Source organism: Actinocorallia herbida, assembly GCF_003751225.1.
In the GTDB taxonomy this organism is placed as follows: Bacteria; Actinomycetota; Actinomycetes; order Streptosporangiales; family Streptosporangiaceae; genus Actinocorallia; species Actinocorallia herbida.
Window position 1 is genome coordinate 6,120,692 of the sequence record NZ_RJKE01000001.1, and the last position, 23,406, is coordinate 6,144,097.

The 23,406-nt window shown below is 70.1% G+C and carries 22 protein-coding genes; 7 read left to right on the top strand and 15 right to left on the bottom strand.

Features of this window, described 5'->3' with window-relative positions; translation table 11 throughout:
- Nucleotides 1-20: 20 nt before the first annotated feature.
- From EDD29_RS27785 to EDD29_RS27820, 8 genes are all read right to left on the bottom strand, one after another.
- Nucleotides 21-1,223, bottom strand: a complete 1,203-nt coding sequence (locus tag EDD29_RS27785; RefSeq protein ID WP_123667212.1) for a thiolase family protein — start codon at nt 1,221-1,223, stop codon at nt 21-23.
- Complete coding sequence (locus EDD29_RS27790) at nt 1,220-2,023, bottom strand: SDR family NAD(P)-dependent oxidoreductase (protein ID WP_123667213.1); 804 nt, start codon at nt 2,021-2,023, stop codon at nt 1,220-1,222. The genes EDD29_RS27785 and EDD29_RS27790 overlap by 4 nt, the downstream gene beginning before the upstream one ends.
- Before the next feature lie 10 nt (nt 2,024-2,033).
- Nucleotides 2,034-2,234 (bottom strand): ferredoxin, encoded by a 201-nt coding sequence (locus EDD29_RS27795; protein ID WP_211359947.1) that lies wholly within the window; start codon nt 2,232-2,234, stop codon nt 2,034-2,036.
- Nucleotides 2,231-3,754 carry a class I adenylate-forming enzyme family protein gene (locus EDD29_RS27800; RefSeq protein ID WP_123667214.1) on the bottom strand — a complete coding sequence of 508 codons (1,524 nt, stop codon included), beginning with the start codon at nt 3,752-3,754 and terminating at the stop codon, nt 2,231-2,233. Before EDD29_RS27800 ends, EDD29_RS27795 begins: the two co-directional genes overlap by 4 nt.
- Nucleotides 3,755-3,764: 10 nt before the next feature.
- On the bottom strand, nt 3,765-4,067 hold the full coding sequence (locus EDD29_RS27805) for a hypothetical protein (protein WP_123667215.1): 303 nt from the start codon (nt 4,065-4,067) through the stop codon (nt 3,765-3,767).
- Between the two features lie 40 nt (nt 4,068-4,107).
- The gene (locus EDD29_RS27810) at nt 4,108-5,031 is read right to left on the bottom strand and encodes a VOC family protein (protein ID WP_123667216.1); all 924 of its coding nucleotides are present in this window, start codon (nt 5,029-5,031) and stop codon (nt 4,108-4,110) included.
- Between the two features lie 8 nt (nt 5,032-5,039).
- Nucleotides 5,040-6,089: an amidohydrolase family protein gene (locus EDD29_RS27815; protein ID WP_123667217.1), complete on the bottom strand. Its 1,050-nt coding sequence runs from the start codon at nt 6,087-6,089 to the stop codon at nt 5,040-5,042.
- Nucleotides 6,090-6,215: 126 nt separating this feature from the next.
- Nucleotides 6,216-7,667: an aldehyde dehydrogenase family protein gene (locus tag EDD29_RS27820; RefSeq protein WP_123667218.1), complete on the bottom strand. Its 1,452-nt coding sequence runs from the start codon at nt 7,665-7,667 to the stop codon at nt 6,216-6,218.
- A 189-nt stretch (nt 7,668-7,856) separates the two neighbouring features.
- On the opposite strand from EDD29_RS27820, the gene EDD29_RS27825 reads away from it, so the two are divergent.
- Entirely contained in the window at nt 7,857-8,681 is an 825-nt protein-coding gene (locus EDD29_RS27825; RefSeq protein WP_123667219.1) for a mycofactocin-coupled SDR family oxidoreductase, read from the top strand.
- A gap of 73 nt (nt 8,682-8,754) precedes the next feature.
- The gene (locus EDD29_RS27830; RefSeq protein WP_123667220.1) at nt 8,755-9,546 is read left to right on the top strand and encodes an SDR family NAD(P)-dependent oxidoreductase; all 792 of its coding nucleotides are present in this window, start codon (nt 8,755-8,757) and stop codon (nt 9,544-9,546) included.
- Between the two features lie 66 nt (nt 9,547-9,612).
- Here the strand turns inward: EDD29_RS27830 and EDD29_RS27835 are convergent, their stop codons facing one another.
- The 4 genes from EDD29_RS27835 to EDD29_RS27850 are packed head-to-tail and all read right to left on the bottom strand — an operon-like array spanning nt 9,613 to nt 13,793.
- A complete protein-coding gene (locus tag EDD29_RS27835; RefSeq protein ID WP_123667221.1) occupies nt 9,613-10,182 on the bottom strand; it encodes an aromatic-ring-hydroxylating dioxygenase subunit beta in 570 nt (189 codons plus the stop codon).
- A 29-nt stretch (nt 10,183-10,211) separates the two neighbouring features.
- Nucleotides 10,212-11,645: an aromatic ring-hydroxylating oxygenase subunit alpha gene (locus EDD29_RS27840; protein WP_211359948.1), complete on the bottom strand. Its 1,434-nt coding sequence runs from the start codon at nt 11,643-11,645 to the stop codon at nt 10,212-10,214.
- Between the two features lie 34 nt (nt 11,646-11,679).
- Nucleotides 11,680-12,969 (bottom strand): cytochrome P450, encoded by a 1,290-nt coding sequence (locus EDD29_RS27845; protein ID WP_123667222.1) that lies wholly within the window; start codon nt 12,967-12,969, stop codon nt 11,680-11,682.
- 5 nt (nt 12,970-12,974) lie between these two features.
- Entirely contained in the window at nt 12,975-13,793 is an 819-nt protein-coding gene (locus EDD29_RS27850) for an SDR family NAD(P)-dependent oxidoreductase (RefSeq protein WP_123667223.1), read from the bottom strand.
- 318 nt (nt 13,794-14,111) lie between these two features.
- Between EDD29_RS27850 and EDD29_RS27855 the strand changes: the two genes are divergently transcribed.
- Entirely contained in the window at nt 14,112-14,774 is a 663-nt protein-coding gene (locus EDD29_RS27855) for a TetR/AcrR family transcriptional regulator (protein WP_170201613.1), read from the top strand.
- 64 nt (nt 14,775-14,838) lie between these two features.
- Here EDD29_RS27855 and EDD29_RS27860 read toward each other — a convergent pair whose 3' ends face one another.
- Nucleotides 14,839-15,795: a VOC family protein gene (locus EDD29_RS27860; protein WP_123667225.1), complete on the bottom strand. Its 957-nt coding sequence runs from the start codon at nt 15,793-15,795 to the stop codon at nt 14,839-14,841.
- Between the two features lie 175 nt (nt 15,796-15,970).
- Between EDD29_RS27860 and EDD29_RS27865 the strand changes: the two genes are divergently transcribed.
- Together EDD29_RS27865 and EDD29_RS27870 are read left to right on the top strand one after the other, a co-directional pair.
- A complete protein-coding gene (locus tag EDD29_RS27865; protein WP_123667226.1) occupies nt 15,971-16,909 on the top strand; it encodes an NADP-dependent oxidoreductase in 939 nt (312 codons plus the stop codon).
- Between the two features lie 151 nt (nt 16,910-17,060).
- The gene (locus tag EDD29_RS27870; protein ID WP_123667227.1) at nt 17,061-18,110 is read left to right on the top strand and encodes an LLM class flavin-dependent oxidoreductase; all 1,050 of its coding nucleotides are present in this window, start codon (nt 17,061-17,063) and stop codon (nt 18,108-18,110) included.
- Here EDD29_RS27870 and EDD29_RS27875 read toward each other — a convergent pair.
- Nucleotides 18,073-18,336 carry a DoxX family protein gene (locus EDD29_RS27875; RefSeq protein WP_246053062.1) on the bottom strand — a complete coding sequence of 88 codons (264 nt, stop codon included), beginning with the start codon at nt 18,334-18,336 and terminating at the stop codon, nt 18,073-18,075. The two genes, EDD29_RS27870 and EDD29_RS27875, sit on opposite strands and share 38 nt — an antisense overlap.
- A 52-nt stretch (nt 18,337-18,388) precedes the next feature.
- Here EDD29_RS27875 and EDD29_RS27880 point away from each other — a divergent pair, with 52 nt between their 5' ends.
- A complete protein-coding gene (locus EDD29_RS27880; protein WP_123667228.1) occupies nt 18,389-19,126 on the top strand; it encodes a TetR/AcrR family transcriptional regulator in 738 nt (245 codons plus the stop codon).
- 75 nt (nt 19,127-19,201) lie between these two features.
- On the opposite strand, the gene EDD29_RS27885 is transcribed toward EDD29_RS27880, so the two are convergent.
- Nucleotides 19,202-19,684, bottom strand: a complete 483-nt coding sequence (locus EDD29_RS27885; protein ID WP_123667229.1) for an Lrp/AsnC family transcriptional regulator — start codon at nt 19,682-19,684, stop codon at nt 19,202-19,204.
- 158 nt (nt 19,685-19,842) lie between these two features.
- Here EDD29_RS27885 and EDD29_RS27890 point away from each other — a divergent pair, with 158 nt between their 5' ends.
- Nucleotides 19,843-23,340 (top strand): indolepyruvate ferredoxin oxidoreductase family protein, encoded by a 3,498-nt coding sequence (locus EDD29_RS27890; RefSeq protein ID WP_123667230.1) that lies wholly within the window; start codon nt 19,843-19,845, stop codon nt 23,338-23,340.
- Nucleotides 23,341-23,406 lie beyond the last annotated feature (66 nt).

Here is a 23,406-nt window from a genome sequence, read left to right on the forward strand (position 1 = left end):
GAGGACGACAGGCGGCAGGGTCAAAGGCGCTCGATGATGAGCGCGTTGGCCATGCCGCCGTTCTCGCACATGGTCTGCAGACCGTACCGGCCCCCGGAAGCCTCCAGGGCGCCGAGCATCGTGGTCGTGAGACGGGCCCCGGAGGCGCCCAGCGGATGGCCGAGCGCGATCGCGCCCCCGGACGGGTTGAGCCGATCCCCGTCGAAGCCGAAATGGCGCTGCCAGGCGAGCGGGACGCTGGCGAACGCCTCGTTCACCTCGACATGGTCGATGTCCTCAAGGCTCAGCTTCGCCCGCGCCAGCACCTTCTCGGTCGCGGGGATGGGACCGGTCAGCATCATCACCGGATCCGAGCCGCAGACCGCGGTCGCCACGATCCGCGCCCGCGGCCGCAGCCCGAGGCGTCCGGCCAGTTCTTCGCTCATGAGGAGCAGCGCGGCCGCACCGTCGGTGATCTGCGAGGAGTTCCCCGCCGTGACCGACCAGGTGATCTCCGGATGCCGGCCCAGCGCCGCGGCGTCGGTGAAGGACGGGCGCAGCGCCGCCAGCGCCTCGACGGTCGTGCCGGGACGGATGGTCTCGTCCGAGGCGACCGCGCGGGCCTCCCCGTCGGCGCCGGGCGCAGTCACCGGAACGATCTCACGGGCCATGACGGCCGCGGCCGCCGCGGCCCGCGCGTGTGAGCGCGCCGCGTACTCGTCCATCTCCTCCCGGGAGATCCCGTAACGCGCGGCGACGAGCTCGGCGGCGACGCCCTGGCCTATCAGGCCCGGGGCGTAGCGCTCGGCGACTCCTGCACCGAAGACGTCCGCGTCCAGACGGGCCGAGCCCATCGGCACCCGGCTCATCGACTCAACGCCGCCCGCCACGACGGCGCCGTAGGCGCCGGCGATGATCCCGTGCGCGCCGAACTCGATCGCCTGCTGGCCGGACCCGCACCGGCGGTCGATCGTGACGCCCGGGACGCAGTCCGGCAGGCCCGCGCCCAGCCAGGCGAGCCGCCCGGGCGTGAAGGCCTGCTCCGCCGCCTGCGAGACGCAGCCGATGATCACGTCCTCGACCAGATCCGGGTCGATGCCGCTGCGGTCGACGAGCCCCCGCAGCACCTGCGCGAGCAGATCGACCGGGTGCAGCTCCGACAGCGAGCCGCCTGGCCGCTCCCCCTTGGCCATGCGGCCGCGGCCGAGCGGGGACCGGACGGCCTCGACGATGACGGCGCTCATGTGGCCGGAGTCCCGGCGAGCGCCTGCGCGCGCAGCCGCGCGCAGATCTCCGGATTGCCCAGGATCTCCTCGACCTCGGTGCTGTCCGCGGCCAGCCGCCAGAAGGCGTCGGCCACCTCGCCGGAGGTCACATGCGCGGCCAGATCCTCATGGAAGGCGCGGTACTCGTCCCAGGCGCGGTCGCCCGGCCTGCGGGCCGTGGCGGCGAGCGACTTGCTGCGCTCGGAGTCGCCCTCCACCACCAGGCCGGCGATCGTGACGACGCCGACGGAGACGCCCTCGGCGTGCACATCGACGAACAGGCTCTGCGCGTAGTTGCGGAGCGCGGCGCACGCCATCGCGTAGTTCGCGCTGAACAGCACGGGTTCCACGGCCGACATCGGGACGCAGAAGAGGAGCGCGCCTTCACGGCGCTCCAGCAGCTCGGGAAGGACGAACTCGACCGCCGCGACCGCGGCGGTCACCAGGTCGAGCATGATCGAGGTGTTCTTGACGGTGAAGTCGCGGGGGGCGACCATCGTCCCGGACGTCGCCGGGGGGCCGAAGTAGAGCGCGTCGATCCGGCCGAAGCGCTTCTTGATCTCCGTCAGGGTCGCGGCCAGCGCCGCCCGGTCGGTCACGTCGGTCGGGAATGCCGCCGCTTCGACGCCCTCGGCGCCGAGCCGGTCCACGAACCCGCTGAGCCGCTCGGCCTGCCGGGCAACGAGGGCGATCCGGTATCCCTCGCCGCCCCACCGCCGGGCCACGGCCAGACCGATGCCCGGTCCCGCTCCGATGACGACCATCGTCTTGGTGCTCATGGCGTTCCTCTCAAGCCTGCTGGAAGGTGATGACGACTTCGGGGCAGGCGTCCGCGGCCTCGATCGCCGCCTGTGCCTCCTCCTCAGAAACGGTGTCGCCCTCGACGAAGACGAACCCCTGGGCGTCCAGTTTGAACACCGAGGGGCAGATCTCGGCGCAGATGCCGTATCCGCAGCACTTCTCGGAGTCGATCAGCACCTTCATGGTCATGGGGTGGTCTCCCTGGGGATCGTGACGTCAACGGCGCCGAGCTCGTGGACGAGCGTGCGGCGGAGGATCTTGCCGGTGTCGGTGCGCGGCAGCGCGGCCACGAGCCGCACCACGTCCGGGGTCTTCGACCCCCGCAGCCGGGTGCGGACCCACGTGCGCAGTTCCTCGGGCTCGGGCCGCGCCCCTCGGTGCGGCACGACGACGGCGGCGATCCGCTGACCCCATTCCTCGTCGGGGATGCCGACCACCGCCGACTCGGCGACCGCCGGATGCTGTTCCAGCACGGCCTCGATCTCGGCGGGGGCGACGTTCTCCCCGCCGCGGATGATCGTGTCGTCGGCACGGCCGTGGAGGAACAGGTAGCCCTCGTCGTCGAGGTGCGCCAGATCTCGGGTGGCGAACCAGTCGTCGGAGCCGACCGCGGCCGTTCCCCGGTACTCCCCCGACACCTGCGGCCCGCGCACGTACAGCAGCCCGATCTCGCCCGCCGGGAGCGGCAGGCCGTCGGCGCCGAGGATCCGCGCTTCGAGGTCGGGCACCAGCCGTCCGGCGGACCCCAGGCGGGCGCGTGCCTCGGGGCTCGTACCCGCCTGTGCCGCGCGGTGGTCGTCCGGACCGAGCACGGCGATCGTCGAGCTGGTCTCGGTCAGGCCGTAGGCGTTGGTGAAGTCGACTCCGGGGAACAGCTCCAGGGCCTGCTCGATCACGCGGGCGGGCATCGGGGCTCCGCCGTAGGCGAGCGAGCGCAGCCCGGCGGGCGGGCGCTCCCCGGTCTCCCGCAGGTGCTCGACGATCCGCGCGAGCATCGTGGGGACGACCAGGGCCTGGGTGACCCCCTCGCGCTCCACGGTGCGGAGCCAGTCCTCGGGGCTGAACCGGCCCAGGTGGACCACCCGGCGGCCCGCGTACAGGTTCGTGAGCGTGTTCGCGACCCCGGCGATGTGGTAGGGCGGGACGGCGACGAGCCCGCAGTCATCCGGCGCCGCGCCCGCGAAGTCGATCGTGGTGAGCACGTAGGACGCCAGGTGCCGGTGGCGGAGCACCGCGGCCTTGGGGGCCGCGGTGGTGCCGCTGGTGTAGAGCAGCAGCGCGACCGACTCGGGGTCGTTCGGCATCGGCGTGGCCGGGCCGGGATGCTCGCGCGCCAGCTCCAGCCAGCCGTCCGGTGTCGTGGAGCGGCCCTCCGGAGCCCCGATCGCGTCCAGGACGTCCCGGTCGCCCACGACGAACGCGGGCTCGTTCTCGGCGACCAGTGCGGCGAGCTGCCCGGCGGACAGCCTGTAGTTGAGCGGCACGAACGGGATGCCCGCCAGGCTCGCCGCGAACAACGAGACCGGGAAGGCCGCTCCGCTCGCCGCGATGTAGACGAGATGACTCGCGCCGAGGTCGCGCAGTACCGCGGCTCCGCCCGCGGCCCGCCTCCGCAGGTCCGACGCCGTCAGCCCCGAGGCCCGGTCGCCGAGCACCACGCGCTCGGCGACGCCGTCGGCCGCCATGTCGAGCAGGAGGGTGAGGTCCATCGGCCCTCCCTCAGTCGGAGGACGGCAGGGCTCGGGGCACACGCGCCTGGAGCAGCCGTCCTTCCACGCTCAGCGGGCCGGTGCCGGCCCTGGTGCAGAGCACCTCGAGCCCGGCCTCCTCGTCGAAGTAGCGCTTGCCGAGCTGCACCTGCTCGCCCGAGGGATCGGCCGGCGCACCGGTGTCGTCGAGTTCGACCATCGGCGACCCGCCGCATTGGAGGGTGACGCCTCCGGCCGGGCGCACCACGACGATCTCCACCGCGGAGACCGCGCTGCGCAGCCGCACGCCCGGCTTGCCGACCGCACTCACCATGAGGGCACGTCCTTCCTCTTCAGAGAACACAGGAAACGTCTCAACTGTCACTTGTGACGGACTCCGCGGCCGAGTACATGGTGCTCGGCTTCGGAGCGTCGGGGTTGAACTTGTGTCCCCAGATCGACAGGCTCTCGGGCTTGCCCTCCACGAACGGATGGACCTCGCTGTCCTCGACGCCCGCGTTGATGTACTCCAGGGGGAAACCGGACGGGGTGAAGGCGTAGAACGAGATCACCGGGTCCTGGGTGTGCCGCCCGAGCGTCGCCATCAGCGGGTCGCCGCGCTCCAGCACCCTGTCGTAGGCGATGCCGACATCGTCCAGGTCGTGGACCTCAATGCCGACGTGCTGGAGACCGAGCACGCCCGGGACGATGGAGTACCCGATGGCGTGGGTGCGGTGGTTGCGGCGCGGCCGGTAGAAGCGGCGTTTGCCGGTGTCGGCCCCGGATCCGAACCACTTGAACTTCAGGACGTCCTCGATGAAGTGGTTCAGCTCGTCCGTCCAGGCCGGGACGGTGAGAACGACGTGGCCGAACCCGCCTTCCCCGGTGACGAACCCGTTGTGGGGACGCCCGGGCAGGAACGTGTGCGAGTCGAATCCGTGGCCGTAGTAGAACTCGTGGCGCACGTCGTCGGGGCCGTGGATCCAGGCCATCGCGTGCACGGCGCGTTCCTCGCGGAGGCCCGGGTCGGCGATCTCCGGTGCGTAGCCCTCGGCGGCGAGGATCTGCAGCGCCTCCTCCCACGCGGGCCGGTTGAGGAGCTCCCAGCCGATGTAGCTCAGGCGGTCGCGGTCTCCGGGGCGGATCGCGATCCGGTGGTTGCGGTCGTCCATCCGCAGCAGCAGCGCCGGGCCGTCCGACGGGCGCACCGCCATGCCGAGGACCTCGGGCGCGTACGTCCGCCACCCCTCGGTGTTCTTCGACTCCAGCCCCATGTAGCCCAGGCCGACGATCTCCATGGCCGGCCCTACTTCGCCGCGCCGGGCGTGCTCTGCTTGCGCAGGTCGTCCGGGTTCATGCCCGACTCCGGGAGCTTGAGCAGCGGCAGGGCGTTCTCGAACCGGATCTTGTCGCGGTCGGCCTCAGACAGGCCGAGCCCTTCGGTGAGGTCGCCGTCGTGCACGTCGGCGCCGGAGAAGTTGTCGCCGTACAGCACCTGCGACACCCCCACCTCCTCGATGATCGCGCGGCGCATGAAGGGGCTGTGGATGTCCAGGTCGTAGAAGAAGTTCGGGTTGTACTCGATGAGCTCCTTCTTGTTCTTGGAGTCCGGCGCCATCGTCTTGTTCGTCATGTTGAAGCGGTCCAGCTGGAACGGCACGAAGCCGCCGCCGTGGGTGATCAGCACCTTCAGGTCGGGAAAGTCGTCCAAGACGCCGCCGTTGGTGAGGTACCAGTAGAAGAGCGTCTCGTCGCTGTTCATGCCGACGATCGAGGTGGTGTCGAAGGGGTCGTCGCAGGCCTGCTCGCCCCAGGTGACCGACTGGTTGTAGCCGTGCACGAAGACGAGGCAGTCCAGCTCGCTGACCTTCTCCCACAGCGGGCGGAAGGCCGGGTCGTACACCTCACGGCCGCCGAAGTTCCGGGCGCCCATCATGAGCCCCTGGGCACCGAGCTGGGTGACGGCCCTCTCCAGTTCCTTGGCCGCGGCGACCGGGTCCTGGAGAGGCGCGTGCGCCCAGAAGTAGAAGCGGTCCGGGTTGTGCTCGCAGAACTCGGCCATCGAGTCGTTCGCGTTCGCCGCGTACCGGACCGCGAAGTCCGTCTCGTAGTGGTAGCCGACCATGTGCAGCGGCATCGACAGCACCATCTTGTCGATGCCCGCTGCGTCGATGGCGGCCAGCCGCGGCTCGGGCTGCCAGCGCTCAAGCATCTCCTCCAGGTGCTTGGGCGCCTTGCGCTTGCTGCCGAGCTTCCAGTCGCCGATCCGCAGGCCGTTGTCCCAGAAGGGACCCCAGTGCTCGTGCTGGTTGAACAGGCCCGCGGTCAGCTGATGGGCGTGCAGGTCGATGAGCATCGGCTCTCCTCGTCACGTCGAAGTCAGCAGTTATCTAGCCATATTGAACATGAATCGTCAAGAGTGTTCAATATGGGAGTGCCTCGGCGGCGAGCGGAGCGGGCGCCGCGCGCCGCCGAGGTCCGGTCAGAGGACGGGAATGCCCAGGGCCTTCGTCTCCAGGAAGCCCTCCAGGCCCTCGACGCCGAACTCACGGCCGACACCGCTCTGCTTGTAGCCGCCGTAAGGCGTGTCCGGAGCGGTGAAGCCGCCTCCGTTGACCCCGATCGACCCGGTACGGATGCGCTTGGCGACCGCGAGGGCGCGGTCGAGGTCGGCGCTGAAGACCGAGCCGGACAGGCCGTAGGGCGAGTCGTTGGCGATGCGGATGGCGTCCTCCTCGTCCTCGTAGCCGATGAGGCAGAGCACCGGGCCGAAGATCTCCTCCCGGGCGATCCGCGCGTCGTTGGGCACGTTCGCGAACGCCGTCGGCTCGACCCAGAAGCCCTTGTCGAACCCTTCGGGCCGGCCGCCGCCGACGATGAGCTCCGCCTCGGCCTTCCCGGTCTCGATGTAGCCGAGGACGCGGTCGCGCTGCCGCGCGTTGACCAGTGGGCCCATCATGGTGCCCGGATCGCGCGGATCGCCGTAGGGGAACTGGGCGAAGACCGCCTTGACGATCTCGGCCGCGGCGCCCATCAGGGCGTCCGGCACCAGCACCCGGGTCATCAGGGCGCATCCCTGGCCCGCGTGCATGCAGACGATGCCCGCCGCGAAGGGCAGGATCTGAGCCAGGTCGGCGTCGTCGAGGACGATCGTGGCACTCTTGCCGCCGAGCTCCAGGGAGACCTTCTTGATGGTCTCGGCCGCGTTGCGCATGACCAGGCGGCCCGTCTGCGTCGAGCCGGTGAACGTCACATGGTCGATCGCCGCATGTTTCGTCAGGATCTCGGCGACGGCGTTGTCCTGGGTCGTGATGATGTTGACGACGCCGGGCGGGATGTCGGTCGCGGCGACCGCCTCGGCGAGGAGCGTGGCGGAGTACGGGGTGTCCGGGGCCCCCTTGAGCACGACCGTGCATCCCGCGGCCAGGGGCGCGCCGAGCTTGGTCAGGTTCAGCTGGAACGGGTAGTTCCACGGGGTGATCGCACCGACCACGCCGTCAGCCTCCCTGCGCACCACCCGCTTGGACCTCGCGCCCATGAACTCCACGGGCGGAAGCTCGTACTCCCACTGGTAGGTCCCGAGCAGCCCGGGCCAGTAGCCCAGCCCGTCGATCGGGACGTCGACCCCCAGCGAGTGGGCAAGGCTGACGGGCATTCCCGACTCCGCGGTGTGCGCGCCGCGGATCTCCTCGACGTTCTTGCGCAGCCGCTCCTGAAGCTGGAGCAGGCAGTGCCGCCGGAACTCGACGTCCTCGGCCCAGCGGCCGTCGTCGAAGGCGCGGCGCGCCGCCGCCACGGCGCGCTCGACGTCCCCGGCCGTGGCGTCGGGCGCGGTCCCGATGACCTGCTCGTCGGCCGGGTTGACGTTCTCGTATTCTCTGCCGCCTTCGGCCGCCACCAGCTCACCGTCGATGAGCATCCTCTGCCGGTCCATGTGTCTCCTCGGGTCATGCGGGGCCGCGCCCGTGCGGCGGGTTCCGCCCGCTCTCACCTGACAGCGTAGGGAGGTAGAGACTGATTGTACAATATTCGTTTTTTATGTATATTCTGGCTCGCTCCGCGTCGCGGAGCCCAGAACATCCGGTCCCGGCCGGTGCCGGGATCAGGCAAGAGAGGCTGACCCATGGGCAGGATGGAAGGCAAGGTCGTCTTCATCACCGGTGCGGGTCGAGGGCAGGGGCGTTCGCACGCCGTCCGCCTGGCCGGGGAAGGCGCCGACATCGTCGGCATCGACATCTGCGAGAACATCGCCGCCGTCCCCTACGACCTCGCCACCGAGGCCGACCTCGCCGAGACCAAGCGCCTCGTCGAGGAGACGGGCCGCCGCATGCTGACCTTCAAGTGCGATGTGCGCGACCACGACGGCATGAAGAAGACCTTCGACCAGGGCGTCGCGGAGTTCGGCCATATCGACACCGTCGTGGCCAACGCCGGCATCGTCATGTTCAACACCCACGAGCGCGACAACGTCGAGGCGTGGGAGGTCGGGATCGGAGTGATGCTGAGCGGCGTCCGCAACGCCCTCCAGGTCGCTTACCCGCACATGGTCGAGCGCGGCCAGGGCGGCTGCTTCATCCTCACCAGCAGCTCCGCCGCGCTGCTGGGCAAGACGACCGCGAACGGCGGTGACGACGCTTACGGCGTGGCCAAGCTCGGCGTCATCGGCCTCGCCCAGATGTACGCCAACTACCTCGGCCGGTACAACATCCGCGTCAACGCGATCGCCCCGACCGGGGTGCAGACGCCGATGATGCTGAACAACCCCGAGGCCTTCCCGTTCATGGCCGCCAACGCCGAGGTCCTGGGCGACATGACCAACCTCCTCCCCGTCGAGATGATCACCGCCGCCGACGTCAGCGAGACCGTGCTCTTCCTCGCCGACGACGCGACGGGCAGGTACTTCACGGGCGGCGTGCTCAAGATCGACGCCGGTCTCACCGCCAAGTAAGCCACTCCTGCGGCGTCCGGGCTCCGGCCGGACGCCGCAGCCGTTCCTGCACGGATTTCGGAAGGAGATGCCGATGGCGCTTCTCGACGGCAAGGTCGCCCTGGTCACCGGGGGCGGCGCGGGCATCGGCCGGGGCGTGGTGACCAGCTTCGTGGCGGAGGGCGCCAAGGTCGTCGTGGCCGAGTATGACGCGGAGCGCTGCGCGGATCTGCGCGCGGAACACCACGACGTCGTGGTCGTACCGGCCGACGTCCGCGAAAAGGCGCAGGTTCTCGCCGCGGTCGAGGCGGCGGCCTCGGCCTTCGGCGGGCTGGACATCCTGGTCAACAACGCGATCACCCTGTCGCCGCGCCTCCCCTTGGAGCAGAAGACCGATGAGATGCTCGACGGGACGCTGCACTCGGGACTGTGGGCCGCTTGGTGGGCGATGCGGGCCGTCCTGCCCCTGATGGCGGCCCGCGGCGGCGGCTCGATCGTGAACTTCACCTCGATCGACGTCCAGACCGGCAACTGGCTGAACGGCGACTACATCGTCGCCAAGTCCGCGGTCCAGGGCCTGACCCGCAGCGCCGCCCACGAGTGGGGGCGCTACGGCATCCGGGTGAACGCCGTCGCGCCGGCCGCGATGGGCACGGCCTTCGCCCGATACGCGGCGGAGGACCCGGGCTTCGCCGCCCGCTCCGCGGCGCTCAAACCGCTCGGCCGCAACGGCGACCCCGAACACGACATTGCCCCGGCCGTGGTCTTCCTGGCCTCGGAGATGTCCCGCTTCATCACCGGCGAACTGCTCCACGTGGACGGCGGGCTCCACATCCCCGGCTACCAGTCCCGCCCCGCGGACCTGGCCGCCTTCGACGGCGGCTGATCCCTCGGCGAGGCCGAACCCCTGAGAGCCCCGGGCAGCTCGCCCGGGGCTCTCCTCTTTCTCCACTCAGAAGATGACGGTCAGATTGGGGAAACCCACCGTGCTCTGGTCCATGTAGAGCGTGCGGGCGGCCAGGAGGAAGCCGTCGCCGTCACGGCGGAGCACATCCTGGCGCGCCCCGGACATGAGCCGGGGGTGCGGCTCGGAATGCCTGCTGCGGGTGATCAGCAGTGAGCTGACCACGGTGAACTCCTCCGGGGCGCTCCCCTCGAAGAGCCGGATGTTGGTGATGAGGCGGCGGGACCGCGACACGGGGTTCTCACACCACGGGCTGGCCGTGGTGGCGAGCCTGAGGATCTTCATGGTGAGCGTCGTGTGGTTCTCGTCGTAGTGGAACATGTTGTCCGCGAACTGCGGTGCGGTGTCGTCGCGCAACCTCGTCTGGCGGACCGGGACGCGGTAGACGATGTCCTCGGACAGGAGCTTCGTCCACGCGATCGTGTGGCCCTCATCCAGCAGGGCGGCCTCGTCGTGCAGCCAGTCCACCACCTCGGCGTAGCGCGGGTCGCCGGAGCTGACGCGTTTGCCGAAGTCCTGCGGCGGGGCCTGCGTCGGTTTCTCGATGGTCTCGGTCATGATCTTTCCTCCTCGCTCGCAGGCTCCGGTCAGTGGTGGGCGTCCGGGCCCCACGGCTCGCCGAGCATGAAGTCGCGCCAGCGCAGCCACCAGTTCCACTGCGAGTCGTCCTTGGTGAAGCCCGGGTACAGGTGGCCGCCGCCGGGGAACTCGCCCTTGTCCCAGTAGCCGGTGAGGGGCTGGTCCTCCCCCGTCAGCGCCCCGTACTTGATCGTGCCGCGACGGCCCATGAAGCCCTTGGACGCCTCGGTCATCATCGGCCAGGTGTCGGCGTCGTCGGTCTCCACGAAGCCCGTGGTGCCCAGTCCCAGCGTCGCGGCACGGCGCATCAGGTCCTTGAACTCCTGCGGCGCGTCCTTCTCCACGAGGAACCAGTTGACGAACTCGAACTCGTCGGGCCCCTTGGGGACGAAGGAGTGCCAGCTGATGATCGCCGCCATGCCCATCGGGGTCGGGAACTCGAAGCAGAAGGTGCCCATGTTCGGGAACAGCCCGCCGACGCTCGGAGGGTAGTCCGCCAGCACCCTGATCTGGTCCTCGGTGAGCTTGTCCTTGAGCTCCTCGGCCATCTCCGGCGTCAAGCCGGGCGGCAGCATGATCGTGCGCAGCTTCTCGAACGGCGGCAGGGTCTGCGCCTTGAGCACGGCCTCCCGGTTGTTCTTCCACTTGCCCTTGCGGCGGTCGATCAGACGCAGGCCGTGGCCGTTGGCGCTGACGTCGATGCCGTACATCGAGGAGTCGTCGGACTCCGATCCGCCGAGCTCGTTGATCGAGCGGTGCAGCGTCATCGCGTGGTAGCCGTCTCCGGCGTGCTGCTCGCCCGGGCACTTCCAGTTCGCGGGGATGACGAAGCGCTGCGGCGGGCCCAGTACCTCCAGGCCAGACTCGGTCCGGTCGAACATCAGGTCCAGATAGAACTTGATCTCGCCCAGGTACTCCTCCAGCGGAGGCGCCTCCTGGTCCCAGGTGGCGAAGACGAAACCGGCGTAGGTCTGCACGCGGGCCTTCTTCAGAGCCAGCTCCTCCTTGGCGCGGAACTCACCGTGCATGTTCTCCCGCGCGACGGGCGAGCCCATGAACCGGCCCTGCTCATTGAAGCTCCAGCCGTGGTACGGGCACTTGAACTGCTTTTCGTTGCCCGCCTCGGCGCGGCAGACCTGCATGCCGCGGTGGCTGCAGACGTTGTGCACCACGTTGATCGAGCCGTCGCGCGACCGGGTCACGATCACGGGGTCGAGACCGATGTCGCGTGCGACGTAGTCGAAGGCGTTCGGGATCTCCGTCTCATGGGCCAGGACGGTCCAGACCCGGCTGAACAGACGGTCCAGCTCCAGGCGGAACACCTCGGGGTCCGTCAGCAGCCGCAGCGAGACCTCGTGCCGCTCCAGGTCGATGAGATCGGCCAGCGGCGTCCCGTCCGACAGGATCGGGCCGGTGGCCGTTCGTTCCATCTCCATCGTCATGTGTTGCTCCTCCTCGCAGGAATGGGTTCGCGTCTCAGTCCCAGCGGACAGTGATGGCCGAGGCCTGGCGCAGGTTGGCGCCGCGGATCCGCATCGGCTCGGCCTCGTCGTCGGCCCGCAGGTCCGGCAGCTCGTCGAGCAGGAGGTTCAGCGCCTTGCCCATCTGGAGCTTGGCGAGCATCATCCCCATGCAGGTGTGCGGCCCGAAGCCGAAGGCGATGTTGGGCTTGTTCATCCGCCGGTCCACGTCGAAGACGTCGGCGTCCGGCCAGACCTTCGGGTCGCGCAGACCCGACCCCTTCACGACGGAGACCCCCGCGCCCTCGGGAATGGTGACCCCCCCGAGCACGACCTCCCTCGCCGTCGTCCTGGCCGCCATGACCGAGACCGGCTCGTAGCGGGTCGCCTCGGTGATCGCCTTGTCGACGAGGCCCCGGTCGGCACGGACCCGTGCCAGGACGTCGGGGCGGTTCAGGAGCAGCACCAGTGCGTTGCCGAAGGACCGTGTCGTGGTCTCAGCGGCGGCCGGGAGCAGCGACCGTGTGAAGACGACCACCTCGTCATCGGTCAACGACTCGCCCTCGACTTCGGTGCGCAGCAGATGCTCGATCAGGCTGTTGCCGGTCGCGCCTTCGGCGCGCCGGCGCTGAACGATGGGCAGCAGGTCGTCGTAGAGCGCCTTGACCGAGGCGATGGCCCGCTCACGGTTGGCGGCGGCCCTCTCCCGCTTGGCCGGGTCAGTGGTGCCGAAGCCGAGGAGAATGGTCAGCGCCTTGGTCTGGAAGTCGTGGAACCGAGCCTCGTCCTCCGTCGGGAAACCGAGGATCTCGTAGACGATCCGGACCGGGAAGTCGACGACGAATGCCGTGAGATCGGCACGGGTACCCCGGTCCTTGAGGTCGCCGACGAGGCGGCGCAGGACCGGATCGACGATCGTCGAACCCCATACGGAGAAGTTGTCGCGGCCGAGGCCCGGCATGAGGAGTTTGCGCAGGCGCGTGTGCTCCGCGCCGTCCACGCCGGTGATCACTTTGCCGAGCAGCGGGCGGAACGCGGCACTGACGGCCTCGCTGGGAAAGGTCTCGGAGTCCTTCAGAACGGCGAGGCAGTCCTCGAATCCGTAGACCGAGTAGACGTCGCGCTCACCGTTGAACCCCGCCGCCATCGACGTGGTCCCGAACTCGGCGAGGATGTCGCCGTGGTGGACCGAGCCCTTCTCGCGGTACTCCGCGAACTTCTCGTAAGGGCTCTCGATCGTGCTCGCGTTGAACGACTCGCTGATCTCGGCCATCAGCTCGGCCGGCGTCGGCGTGCTCTGCGCCATTGCTGTCAACCCTTCGTAGAGATCGCGGTCAGCGCCATGGCCCGGGTGGGCCCGACGGTCGCGAGCTGGTCGGTGATCCCTCCGTCGACCGTCAGCACCTGGCCGGTCACGTAGGAGGAGAGGTCGGAGGCCAGGTAGAGGACCGCGTGGGAGATGTCGCGCGGACGGCCGAGGCGCTGCACCGAGCAGTTCGACTCGAACATCTCCCGCACCGGTGCCGGGAAGGACGGCAGCCGTTCCTCGCCCACGATCAGCCCGGGGGCGATCGCATTGCAGCGGATCCCGTCCGGCCCGTACTGCACGGCGATGTGGCGGGTCAGCGCGTTGAGCGCGCCCTTGCCCGCGGCGTAGGCGGTGTTGCGGACGTCGCCGCGCAGCGACTGCGCGGAGGAGATGTTGACGATCGAGCCCCCGCCGCTCGCGATCATCGCCGGAACCGCGTGCTTGGCGAGCATCATCGGTGCGGTGACGTTGATCGAGGTCGAGGTGTCCCACAGCTCTCGGGTCGTACCGAGCAGGTCCCCGTCGGAGCCCGAGAGGTAGGTCGCGCCTGCGTTGTTGTCCAGGACGTCCAGGCGGCCGAACGCCTCGACGGCGCCGGCGACCAGGGTGATTGCGGTCTGCTCGTCGGTGATGTCCCCGGCGAGTGCGATCGCCTCGTGGCCTTGGCCGGTCAGCTCCGCGGCGATCTCCGCGACCCGGCTCGTGGGCAGGTCGGTGAGGACGAGCCGGGCGCCCTCTTCAGCCAGGAGCCTGGCCGTGTCCGCGCCGATCACACCGCCCGCGCCCGTGATCAACGCCACCTTGCCTTCGACCAGGCCCATGAAGACTCCTCACCACGCCACCGGACGCGTGGACCCACCACCCGCCATCGACATACAGATAAGACAGATACTGGTGATAGTGCCTAATTCTGTCAACGCCTGAACCGCAGGGATCGCCAAGGAAGCGGGTGGAACACTGCCGGAACCGGGCCGGGACGTCACAGCAGGCATTGACCCGCCCTCAGGTGGACCGTAGGCTCGCCCATGCGACATAAATCACATTTCTCGTCCTACTTGTCCGGTCCGCACACCCCTGAGCGCACGGACAGGGCGAAGCGGGCGCCCAAGGCGCCCGGGCGAGTGAGGAGGGAGTCGGGATTGGGCGCGACGATGCTGAGCCTGCCACCACGCGAGAGGCATCCGGATGAGGTGGTCCGGCGCATCCTTCTGGGAGCGCTCTCCGCGGCGAGCGTCAGCGGAGTGGAGCGGCTGTCGATGAGGGCGGTGGCCGCCGCCTCCGGTGTCTCCCGGGGAACGGTCTACCGGTACTTCAGCAGCCGGGCGGCGCTCCTGGAGTGCATGAACGAGAACGTGCGGCACCGCTGGGAGATCGTGCTGCGGGAGCTGCTGAGCAGCGAACCCGACCCCGGCCGCCACGTGCACTGGGTGATGCACAGCCTCTCCGGCACGCGCCTCGGGCTTCCCGAGTCCCAAGCGCTCTACGCCCGTGACCCCGGGTACGTTCTGACCTACCTCAACCGGCACATGCATGACTTCGTCAGCGCCATCGAACTCGCTCTCGCCCCGGTCCTGCAGACGGCCGGCGCGGTGCGGTCCGGCGACCTGACCGTCCGGGACACCGCCGATCTCCTCATCCGCATCGGCATTTCCGACTTCCTCGTCCCGAACGACGACGCCGGCCCCTTCGCCGATCGCCTCGACCGGCGGGTCGAGGCGTTCTGGTCGATGGTGGGCGGGTCCACGAGCCTCCCGGACGACAGGTCCGTGCCCAGGCTCCGCGTGCTTCCGCCGCTTCCCTGATGTCCAGAGGCGGGCGGGGGCGGTGTCCTCGACGGACGCCGCCCCTGCCCCCGCGCATCGGGGGTCAGGCCCGATGCTCGTGGAACTCGAAGATCGCGCCGTCGAGCGCCTCCGGGGCGACCTTGATCAGCGGCCCGCCCACCGCCTCTGACTCCTCCACCCAGGTGAAGGGGGTGCCGCGCGACTCCAGGTCGGCGGCCTTCGCGCCGAGGTCGTTGACCGAGATCCGGGTGTAGTACGGCCCCGGCCCCCAGGTGTTGAGGTAGGACCCGGTCTCGCTGTCCCAGCGAGTGGGCTCCAGCAGGTCGACCGAGGCGCTGTGCGGCAGGGTGAAGCCCATTTCGGCCCGCCGGCAGCCGTCCTCGTGCAGCACCTCCACCGGCCCTGCGGGCTCCCAGTCCAGGTTCGCCGACAACCGGCGCAGCGTTTCGTCGAGGTCGCGGACGAGCACCCCGCGGGCCGTCACCCGGACCATGTCACCCGGGCCGAGATCGCGCGGTTCGGGTGCGGCGAAGGTCTCGGGAGGCATCTGGAGGGGTTCGACCGGAAGGACCTCGATGCACAGACCCCCGTCGACCGAGGGCTCGTAGCGCGGGTTCTCCGGCGTGACGCCGACCCACAGCCGCACCCACGGCATGTCGGGTGTCATCGGCGCGATGCGGAACGGCAGCCGGCGCCGCGTCAGCCGCGAGACCAGGCCGTCGAGGTCGTCGGCCAGCAGAACCAGCGAGTGGGTCTTGATGGGCCGATGCGGCCCCTGGAAGTCCTCCAGGGACTTCAGGAACTCGGGGAAGAACGGGTCCCCCCGGTTGGGCCGCTCCAGATGGCCCTGCGGCTCGATCCTCGTCGGCGCCACCGCGAGCGAGCGGTGCACCCGGAGAAAGTGCGCGACGTAAGGGTGGTCCTCGAACGCCTGGCGCCAGCGCGGATGCTCTTTGACGCCCAGCGCCTTGACGAACAGGGCGGCGGTGGCGTCGGGGTCGGGCACCATGAAGTCGGCGCTCAGCAGAAACTGAAACAAGGGACGACCTCCCGATTGAACGAATAATACATATTCTGTTCAAATCGCGGGCATCCGTCAACGCCCCCACCTCCCACGGCCCCATCGCGTGCGAATTGGAACAACCTCTCCAATTGTCCTGTTACAGTCGGTGAGAGAAACGGATAGGCCGTTCCACTTGATGTGAGGAGATCCGATGCGTGCTGTCGCGCTGGACGCCGTGCCCGCCGCTCCGCAGGTCACCGAGGTCGATGAGCCACGCCCGGGGACCGGGGAGGTGCTGGTGCTGGTGGCGACCTCCTCGCTGAACGGGTTCGACGCCGCGACCGCGGCGGGGCACCTGCAGGGGATGATGGAGCACACGTTCCCCCTGGTGATCGGCAAGGACTTCGCCGGGACGATCGCCGAGCTGGGCGAGGGCGTCACCGAATTCGCGGTCGGAGACGAGGTGTTCGGGGTGGTGATGAAGCCGTCCCTCGGCGCCGGATCGCTGGGCGAGTACGTGAGTGTCCCGACCGCGGTGGGCCTGGCCCGAATCCCCGCCGGCCTCGAAGCGACCGAGGCCGGCGCGCTGGGCCTGGCCGGGACGGCGGCGCTGAACGCCGTCGACGCGGTCGCCCCCACCGACGGGGAGACCGTCCTCATCTGCGGCGCGACCGGTGGCGTAGGCGCGATCGCCGTGCAGTACGCACTGGCCCGGGGCGCCCGCGTGATCGCCACCGCCCGTCCCGGTGCCGAAGCCGACTTCGTTAACGACCTGAGCGGTGGAAAGGCCGTGCTGGTCGACTACACCGGCGACCTCGCCGCCCAGGTCAAGGAACTCGCGCCCGAAGGCGTCGCGGCCGCCCTGCACCTGGCCGGCGATGGGTCGGCGATCGCCGACCTGGTGGCCGACGGCGGTCGGCTGGCCTCCACCCTCGGGCTGAGCGCCGAGGCGCTGCCGGGACGAAACCTGACGGTCGTCCCGGTCATGGCCTACCCCGACCACGCGACGCTGGACCGGCTGGCCGCCGACGCCGCCACCGGCGTGCTGCGGGTGCCGGTCACCGCGACCTACCCGCTGGAGCGGGCCCCTCAGGCCTTCGCCGACTTCGTCTCCGGAGCTGTCGGCAAGCTCGCGATCACCCTGCCCTGACGTTCAGACGCCCCCATCCCTCCGCCTGTGCGGAACTCGTCCGTGGAGCGGAGGGGCTGGAGGCCGCCCCTCCCACCCGGTCCGGACCGGTCGCGCCGGACCCTCCGGAGGGCTTATCAGCAAATGAGATCCCGCTTCGAAGGAGGGCCCGATGGAATTGGGCGTCCTGTCCCTGTCCGACCTGCAGACCGACCCGGCCACCGGGCGACTGCACGACGCGGGCTGCCGCACCCGTGAGATCGTCTCCTACGCGGTCGCGGCGGACCAGGCCGGGCTCGACGTGTTCGCACTCGGCGAGCACCACAGCCCCGACTTCGCCGTCGCCAACCCCGCCATCCCCCTGGCCGCCGCCGCCCAGGCCACCACCCGCATCCGCCTCACCAGCGCCGTCTCGGTCCTGTCGACCCTCGACCCTGTGCGCCTCCACCAGGACTTCGCGTCACTGGACCTGGTCAGCGACGGACGCGCCGAGATCATCGCCGGACGCAGCGCCTTCCTCGAAGCCTTCGCGCTGGCCGGCGTCGATCCCGCCGACTACGACCGGGTCTTCGCCGACAAGCTCGACCTCCTCCTGGCCATCCGCGACCGGCCCGACGACGTTAGCTACGCCGGTCCGTCCCGTCCGCCCATGCGGCATCTGCCCGTCCCGCCTTACCCGCAGCAGGAAGCGCTGCCGCTGTGGATCGGCGTGGGCGGCAGCCCGGCCAGCATCGAACGCGCCGCGCAGCTGGGCCTGCCCATGGTGCTGGGACTCATCGGCGGGGACATCCGCCGCGCCCGCGCGCTGGCCGAGCACTACCGCCAGGTCGGCGCCGCGGCCGGACACGACCCCGCCGCCCTCCGCTTCGGCCTCACCAGCCACTTCTACGTCGGCAGAACCTCCCAGCAGGCGCGCAGCGAACTGTACCCCTACTACCGCGAATACCTCCGGCCGAAGACGCCCGGCGGACGCGGCTGGCTCATCGGCCCCGCCGACTTCGAGAACGCCGCCGGGCCCTACGGAGCCCTCATGACCGGCAGCCCCCAGGAGGTCATCGACAAGATCCTCACCGAGCACGCCCTCCTCCGCCACGACCGCTTCATGGGCCAGATCGACCTCGGCGGCCTGCCCGCCACCATGGTCCGTGGCTCCCTCGAACTGTTCGCCACCGAGGTCGCCCCCATCATCCGCAAGGAGATCGCGTCCCCACCCGCCCTCTGACGGGACAGGGGCCGAAACGGCTCCAGGCGACGACTTCGGCCAGGATCGGCAGGACGCCGGGGGCGGCGGGCAGGATCAGGCCCAGCGCGGCGGCCGGTTCCACGACGCCGATGAGCCTGACGGCGCCGGTGGAGAAGTCCTCCACCCAGGGCAGCTTCTCGGCGAGCTTGTCCTTCGGCTGGGTCGACTTCATCACGCCCGCCATCACGAACATCGCGGCGAGCAAGGCCTGCAAGGATCCGGAAAGCCCTCTCCAGCTGCTTGGTTACGATGAGGTCATGACGACCTCGGACCGCCCCGACGCAGACCGGCCCGCCCAGGAGCACCGCGAAACGCCACTGCGCAGGGACGCCGAGCGGAACCGGGAAAGGATCATCGACGCGGCGCGCAGTGCCTTCGCCTCCGACGGCATCGAGATCTCGATGGCCTCGGTCGCCAGGGCCGCAGGGGTCGGGATCGCCACCCTGTTCCGGCGGTTCCCCACCCGCGAGGACCTCATCGACGCCGTCTTCGCCGACACCATGCACGGCTACGTCGAAGCCGTCGAGACCGCCCTGGCCGACCCCGACCCCTGGCACGGCTTCACCGGCTACGTCGAAACGGTGAGCGCCATGCAGGCCGCCGACCGCGGCTTCGCCGAACTCCTCACCATGACCTTCCCCACCGCCACCCTCATGGAGACCGAACGCCACCGCGCCTACACCGGCTTCCTCACCCTGGTAGAACGCGCCAAGACGACCGGACGACTGCGCGAGGACTTCGTCTCACAAGACCTCGTCCTCCTCCTCATGGCCAACGCCGGAGTCATCGCCGCCACCCGCACCGCCGCCCCCGACTCCTGGCGCCGCCTCATCGGCTACCTCCTCCAAGCCTTCGCCGCACCCCCCACCGCCCCCCTGCCCCCCGCCCCCGACCCCGAAGACCTCGCCCGCGCCATGCTCGGCCTCAACTGCGCGTCGCGCGGCCAGGAACCCCCTGCCAACGGTGTACAGACGGTGGCGCACCCCGCTAAGTGACCCCGCGCCGCACGCCCACCGGAAAGACCGGATCCGTTGCGGAGCATGCCCCGGGCAAACGGGAGGCGTCCCAGGTCAGCGGTCCGGCGCGGCGCTCCTACGATCCAACTGCGCGACGAGCGGCAGCATGCGGTGGCGGACCCGCTCCCGCAGCACGATCTGGGTCTGTGTGCGCACGACCCCCGGCATCCTGAGAAGCTGCTGGATCACTTCCTCCAGGTGCGCGTTGTCCCTGGCCACGACCCGGCACATGAGGTCTCCCTCCCCTCCCGCGATCGTGTGCGCCTCCAGCGCCTCGGGCATCCGCTCGATGAGGCCGACGACCTCGTCGAGCCGGCCCTGCGCCAGGTGCAGGTTCACCCAGGCGAGCACCGGATAGCCCAGACCCGACGGCTGGAGGCGCGGCCCATACCCCGCGATCACCCCTTCGCGCTCCAGGCGGGCCAGCCTCGCCTGCACCGTGCCCCGGGCGATTCCGAGGACGCGGGCGTATTCGCGCATGCCCGCGCGGGGCTCCTCCAGGAGGAGCCGGAGCAGTGCCGTGTCCAGAGCGTCCATGCTGTGCCGTTGGCCTTCTGCCGATCCGATGATGCATCCCATAGTGGGCCAATGGCCCATACCAGGGCAATGTCTTCTTGACCTTGTCCACTGGAAGGCTCAACATCTGTGCCAGTTGACCAGCTCATCCCGTCGACGCAGACTCCAGGTGATGTCCCATGCAAGCCGCATCCGCACCCGCACCCTTCACGCTCGACGACCGTTACACGCGCGCGGACGGCACGGTCTACCTGACCGGTGTCCAGGCGCTCGTCCGGGTCCTACTGGACCGGGTCCGGCACGAACGGCGCGGGGGGCGCCGGACGTCGGTCTTCGTCTCGGGCTACGAGGGGTCCCCCCTGGCCGGCTTCGACCTGGAGCTGGCCAGGCGCGCGCCGCTGCTCGCCGACCACGGCATCGTGCACCGGCCGGGGCTGAACGAGGAGCTGGCGGCCACCTCGGTGATGGGCAGCCAGCTCGCCGGCGAGGCCGCCGCGCTCGTCCCGGACGGGGTGACCGGCTTCTGGTACGGCAAGTCCCCCGGCCTGGACCGCGCGAGCGACGCCTTCCGGCACGCCAACCTGGCGGGGACCAGCCCGGCGGGCGGTGCGGTCGCCTTCGTCGGCGACGACCCCGTGGCCAAGTCCTCGACCGTGCCGTGCGCCTCGGAGCTCGCACTCGCCGACCTGGCCATGCCGACCTTCTTCCCCGCCGACTCCCAGGACGTCCTGGACTTCGGGCCGCACGCCGTGGAGCTGTCCCGCGCGAGCGGACTGTGGACCGCGATGAAACTGGTGACGAATGTCGCCGACGCCGCCGGTACTGCGGTCGTGCGCCCCGAGTGGAACCCTCCCCCGTCGCCGGATGGGGCCTACACGCACCGGCCCAGTGCCCACCTGCTCGGTCGCAACCTCATGGAGCTGGAACGCAGCCTGTACGAGGTGCGGCTTCCGCTCGCCGAGCAGTACCTGCGAGAAAGCGGCGTCAACCGGATCGTCGCCCGCACGCCCGGCGACCGCATCGGAATCATCGCGGCGGGTAAGCCCTACCTGGATCTGCAGCAAGCGCTGCACGCTCTCGGCCTGGACGAGGCGGCACTCGCCGAGCACGGCATTCGCGTGCTCAAACTGGGCGTGATCCATCCCGTGGAGCCGTCCGTCATCCGGAGTTTCGCCGAGGGGCTGCGCGAGATCGTCGTGGTGGAGGAGAAGCGCGCTTTCGTGGAGGCCGCGGTCAAGCAGATCCTCTACGGCAGCACGGACGCGCCCTCCGTCCACGGCAAGTCCGATCCGGACGGCGTGACCCTGTTCAGCGGCTTGGGGGAACTCGACCCCGACGCCGTCGCCCGCGGTCTGGCGCGCCGCCTCAGCGCGTACGGCGAGATCCCGTCGGTCGCCGCTTGGCGGCGGCGCGGGCGGCGCGAACGCATCAGCCTTCCACTGCTCGCGCGGACCCCGTACTTCTGCTCCGGCTGCCCGCACAACTCCTCCACCAAGGCGCCGGAGGGAACTCTGGTCGGCGCGGGCATCGGCTGCCACACGATGGCGGTGTTCATGGACGCCGCACAGGTCGGCGACGTCGTAGGGCTGACGCAGATGGGCGGCGAGGGCACCCAGTGGATCGGGATGGCGCCGTTCGTCGAGCAGGAGCACTTCGTCCAGAACATCGGCGACGGCACCTTCACGCACTCCGGCAGCCTTGCCGTGCGGGCCGCCGTCGCCTCGGGCGTGAACATCACGTTCAAGCTGCTGCACAACGCGACGGTCGCGATGACCGGCGGGCAGGACGCCGTGGGCGCGCTGCCCGTCGAGCGCATCGCCGCACTGCTCCTGCTGGAGGGCGCCGCCAAAGTCGTGATCACCTCCGACGCGCCGACGCGGCCGGGCCGCAGGCCGCTGCCCCGTGGTGTCGAGGTCCGGCACCGCGACGACCTGCTCGCGGTCCAAGAGGAACTGGCGGCCGTCGCGGGAGTGACCGTCCTCATCCACGACCAGGAGTGCGCGGCCGAGAAGCGCCGCAAGCGGCGCCGCGGAAAGCTGCCCACCCCGGACGCCAAGGTGATGATCAACGAGCGGGTGTGCGAAGGCTGCGGGGACTGCGGCACCAAGTCCAACTGCCTGTCCGTTCAACCGGTCGCCACCGAGTTCGGCCGCAAGACCCGGATCCACCAGTCTTCGTGCAACCTGGATTACTCCTGCCTGTCCGGTGACTGCCCCTCCTTCATCACGGTGGTGCCGGGCGCGCCGGCCGCCGTGCTGAATCTGCCGGATCTGCCCGCCGATGCACTGCCCGATCCAGCGGCGGCGGCGCACGGCACGGACTTCACCGTCCGCATCACCGGAGTCGGCGGCACCGGCATCGTGACGCTCGCCCAGGTGCTGGCCACCGCCGCCGTCGTCGAGGGCAGGCACGTGCGCACCCTGGACCAGACCGGCCTGGCGCAGAAGGGCGGCGCGGTCGTCTCCGACGTCAAGGTGACCTCGGCGGTCGTGCAGCAAGCCGCCAAGCTCGCCGACGGCGAGTGCGACCTGTACCTCGCCTGCGACTCCCTGGTCGGCACCGACCCCGTCCACCTGCGGGCGGCGCGCGCCGACCGGACGACCGCCGTGGTCTCCACGACCGAGGTGCCCACCGGACGCATGGTCGTCGATACGTCGGCGTCCTTCCCCTCCCGCGAGCGGATCCGCTCGGCGGTCGATGCGGCCGTCGCCCGCTCGGTCTACCTGGACGCGCGCGGGATGTCCGAGCGGCTGTTCGGCGACGACCAGTACGCCAACGTCCTCCAGCTCGGCGCCGCCTTCCAAACCGGGGCCCTCGCACTGTCCTCCATCTCGATCGAGCGAGCGATCACGCTCAACGGGGTCGCCGTCGAGCGGAACCTTCAAGCGTTCCGCAGGGGGCGCCAGGTGGTGGCCGATCCGCAGGGGGTCGACGCCGTCCTGTCCCCACCGGCCCCACCCTCCGTGGACCGTCGTCCTATACCGGAGGCGGCCTCCGTCCGCACGCTCGTCTCGGCGGAACAAGGCGGGGAGCTGGCCAGGGTCCTCGATCTCCGTGTCCCGGATCTCATCGACTATCAGAACACCTCCTACGCCCGGAGCTACGCACTGTACGTCGAGCAAGTGCGGAAACTGGAGGCCGAACGCCACAACGGGTCCACCTCCGTTACCGAGGCAGTCGCCCGTAACCTGTACAAGCTGATGGCCTACAAGGACGAGTACGAGGTGGCCAGGCTTTCACTCGACCCCGCCCTCCAAGCTGCGGCCGAGGCCGAGTTCGGCGCGGGCAGCCGCGTCTCCTACAGGCTGCACCCGCCTGTCCTGCGCGCCGTCGGAATGCAGCAGAAGATCACCCTCGGGCCCTGGTTCCGACCGGTCTTCCGGCTCCTGCGGGAGGCGCGCCGGGTCCGGGGCACCGTCCTCGATCCCTTCGGCCTCGCCGAGGTCCGGCGGGTCGAACGTGGCCTGATCACCGAGTACCGCGCGACGATCCTGGAAGCCCTGGAGACGGCCGGTCCCGACGTGCGCCCCGTCCTCCTGGAGCTGGCCGAGTCGCCCGATCTGGTGCGGGGCTACGAGGAGATCAAACTGACGTCGGTCGGTGCGTACAGGGCCCGGCAGGCCGACCTGCTCACGCGATTGCGCGGCCAGTCGGCCGAGGCCGCGACCTCCAGGTGATGCGGCCTCGGCCAGGGGAATAGGCCCGGTCCCCCGCCGGGACGGCACAGGGCACATGCTGATACA

Excerpts from the sequence above, each read along its gene's own strand:
- EDD29_RS27790 (WP_123667213.1), bottom strand. The coding sequence starts at position 2,023 with ATGAGCACCAAGACGATGGTCGTCATCGGAGCGGGACCGGGCATCGGT.
- EDD29_RS27805 (WP_123667215.1), bottom strand. The coding sequence starts at position 4,067 with ATGGTGAGTGCGGTCGGCAAGCCGGGCGTGCGGCTGCGCAGCGCGGTC.
- EDD29_RS27890 (WP_123667230.1), top strand. The coding sequence starts at position 19,843 with ATGCAAGCCGCATCCGCACCCGCACCCTTCACGCTCGACGACCGTTAC.
- EDD29_RS27830 (WP_123667220.1), top strand. The coding sequence starts at position 8,755 with ATGGCGCTTCTCGACGGCAAGGTCGCCCTGGTCACCGGGGGCGGCGCG.
- EDD29_RS27865 (WP_123667226.1), top strand. The coding sequence starts at position 15,971 with ATGCGTGCTGTCGCGCTGGACGCCGTGCCCGCCGCTCCGCAGGTCACC.
- EDD29_RS27845 (WP_123667222.1), bottom strand. The coding sequence starts at position 12,969 with ATGGCGCAGAGCACGCCGACGCCGGCCGAGCTGATGGCCGAGATCAGC.
- EDD29_RS27885 (WP_123667229.1), bottom strand. The coding sequence starts at position 19,684 with ATGGACGCTCTGGACACGGCACTGCTCCGGCTCCTCCTGGAGGAGCCC.
- EDD29_RS27800 (WP_123667214.1), bottom strand. The coding sequence starts at position 3,754 with ATGGACCTCACCCTCCTGCTCGACATGGCGGCCGACGGCGTCGCCGAG.
- EDD29_RS27820 (WP_123667218.1), bottom strand. The coding sequence starts at position 7,667 with ATGGACCGGCAGAGGATGCTCATCGACGGTGAGCTGGTGGCGGCCGAA.
- EDD29_RS27880 (WP_123667228.1), top strand. The coding sequence starts at position 18,389 with ATGACGACCTCGGACCGCCCCGACGCAGACCGGCCCGCCCAGGAGCAC.
- EDD29_RS27795 (WP_211359947.1), bottom strand. The coding sequence starts at position 2,234 with ATGACCATGAAGGTGCTGATCGACTCCGAGAAGTGCTGCGGATACGGC.
- EDD29_RS27785 (WP_123667212.1), bottom strand. The coding sequence starts at position 1,223 with ATGAGCGCCGTCATCGTCGAGGCCGTCCGGTCCCCGCTCGGCCGCGGC.
- EDD29_RS27815 (WP_123667217.1), bottom strand. The coding sequence starts at position 6,089 with ATGCTCATCGACCTGCACGCCCATCAGCTGACCGCGGGCCTGTTCAAC.
- EDD29_RS27850 (WP_123667223.1), bottom strand. The coding sequence starts at position 13,793 with ATGGGCCTGGTCGAAGGCAAGGTGGCGTTGATCACGGGCGCGGGCGGT.
- EDD29_RS27840 (WP_211359948.1), bottom strand. The coding sequence starts at position 11,645 with ATGACGATGGAGATGGAACGAACGGCCACCGGCCCGATCCTGTCGGAC.
- EDD29_RS27825 (WP_123667219.1), top strand. The coding sequence starts at position 7,857 with ATGGGCAGGATGGAAGGCAAGGTCGTCTTCATCACCGGTGCGGGTCGA.
- EDD29_RS27810 (WP_123667216.1), bottom strand. The coding sequence starts at position 5,031 with ATGGAGATCGTCGGCCTGGGCTACATGGGGCTGGAGTCGAAGAACACC.
- EDD29_RS27835 (WP_123667221.1), bottom strand. The coding sequence starts at position 10,182 with ATGACCGAGACCATCGAGAAACCGACGCAGGCCCCGCCGCAGGACTTC.
- EDD29_RS27870 (WP_123667227.1), top strand. The coding sequence starts at position 17,061 with ATGGAATTGGGCGTCCTGTCCCTGTCCGACCTGCAGACCGACCCGGCC.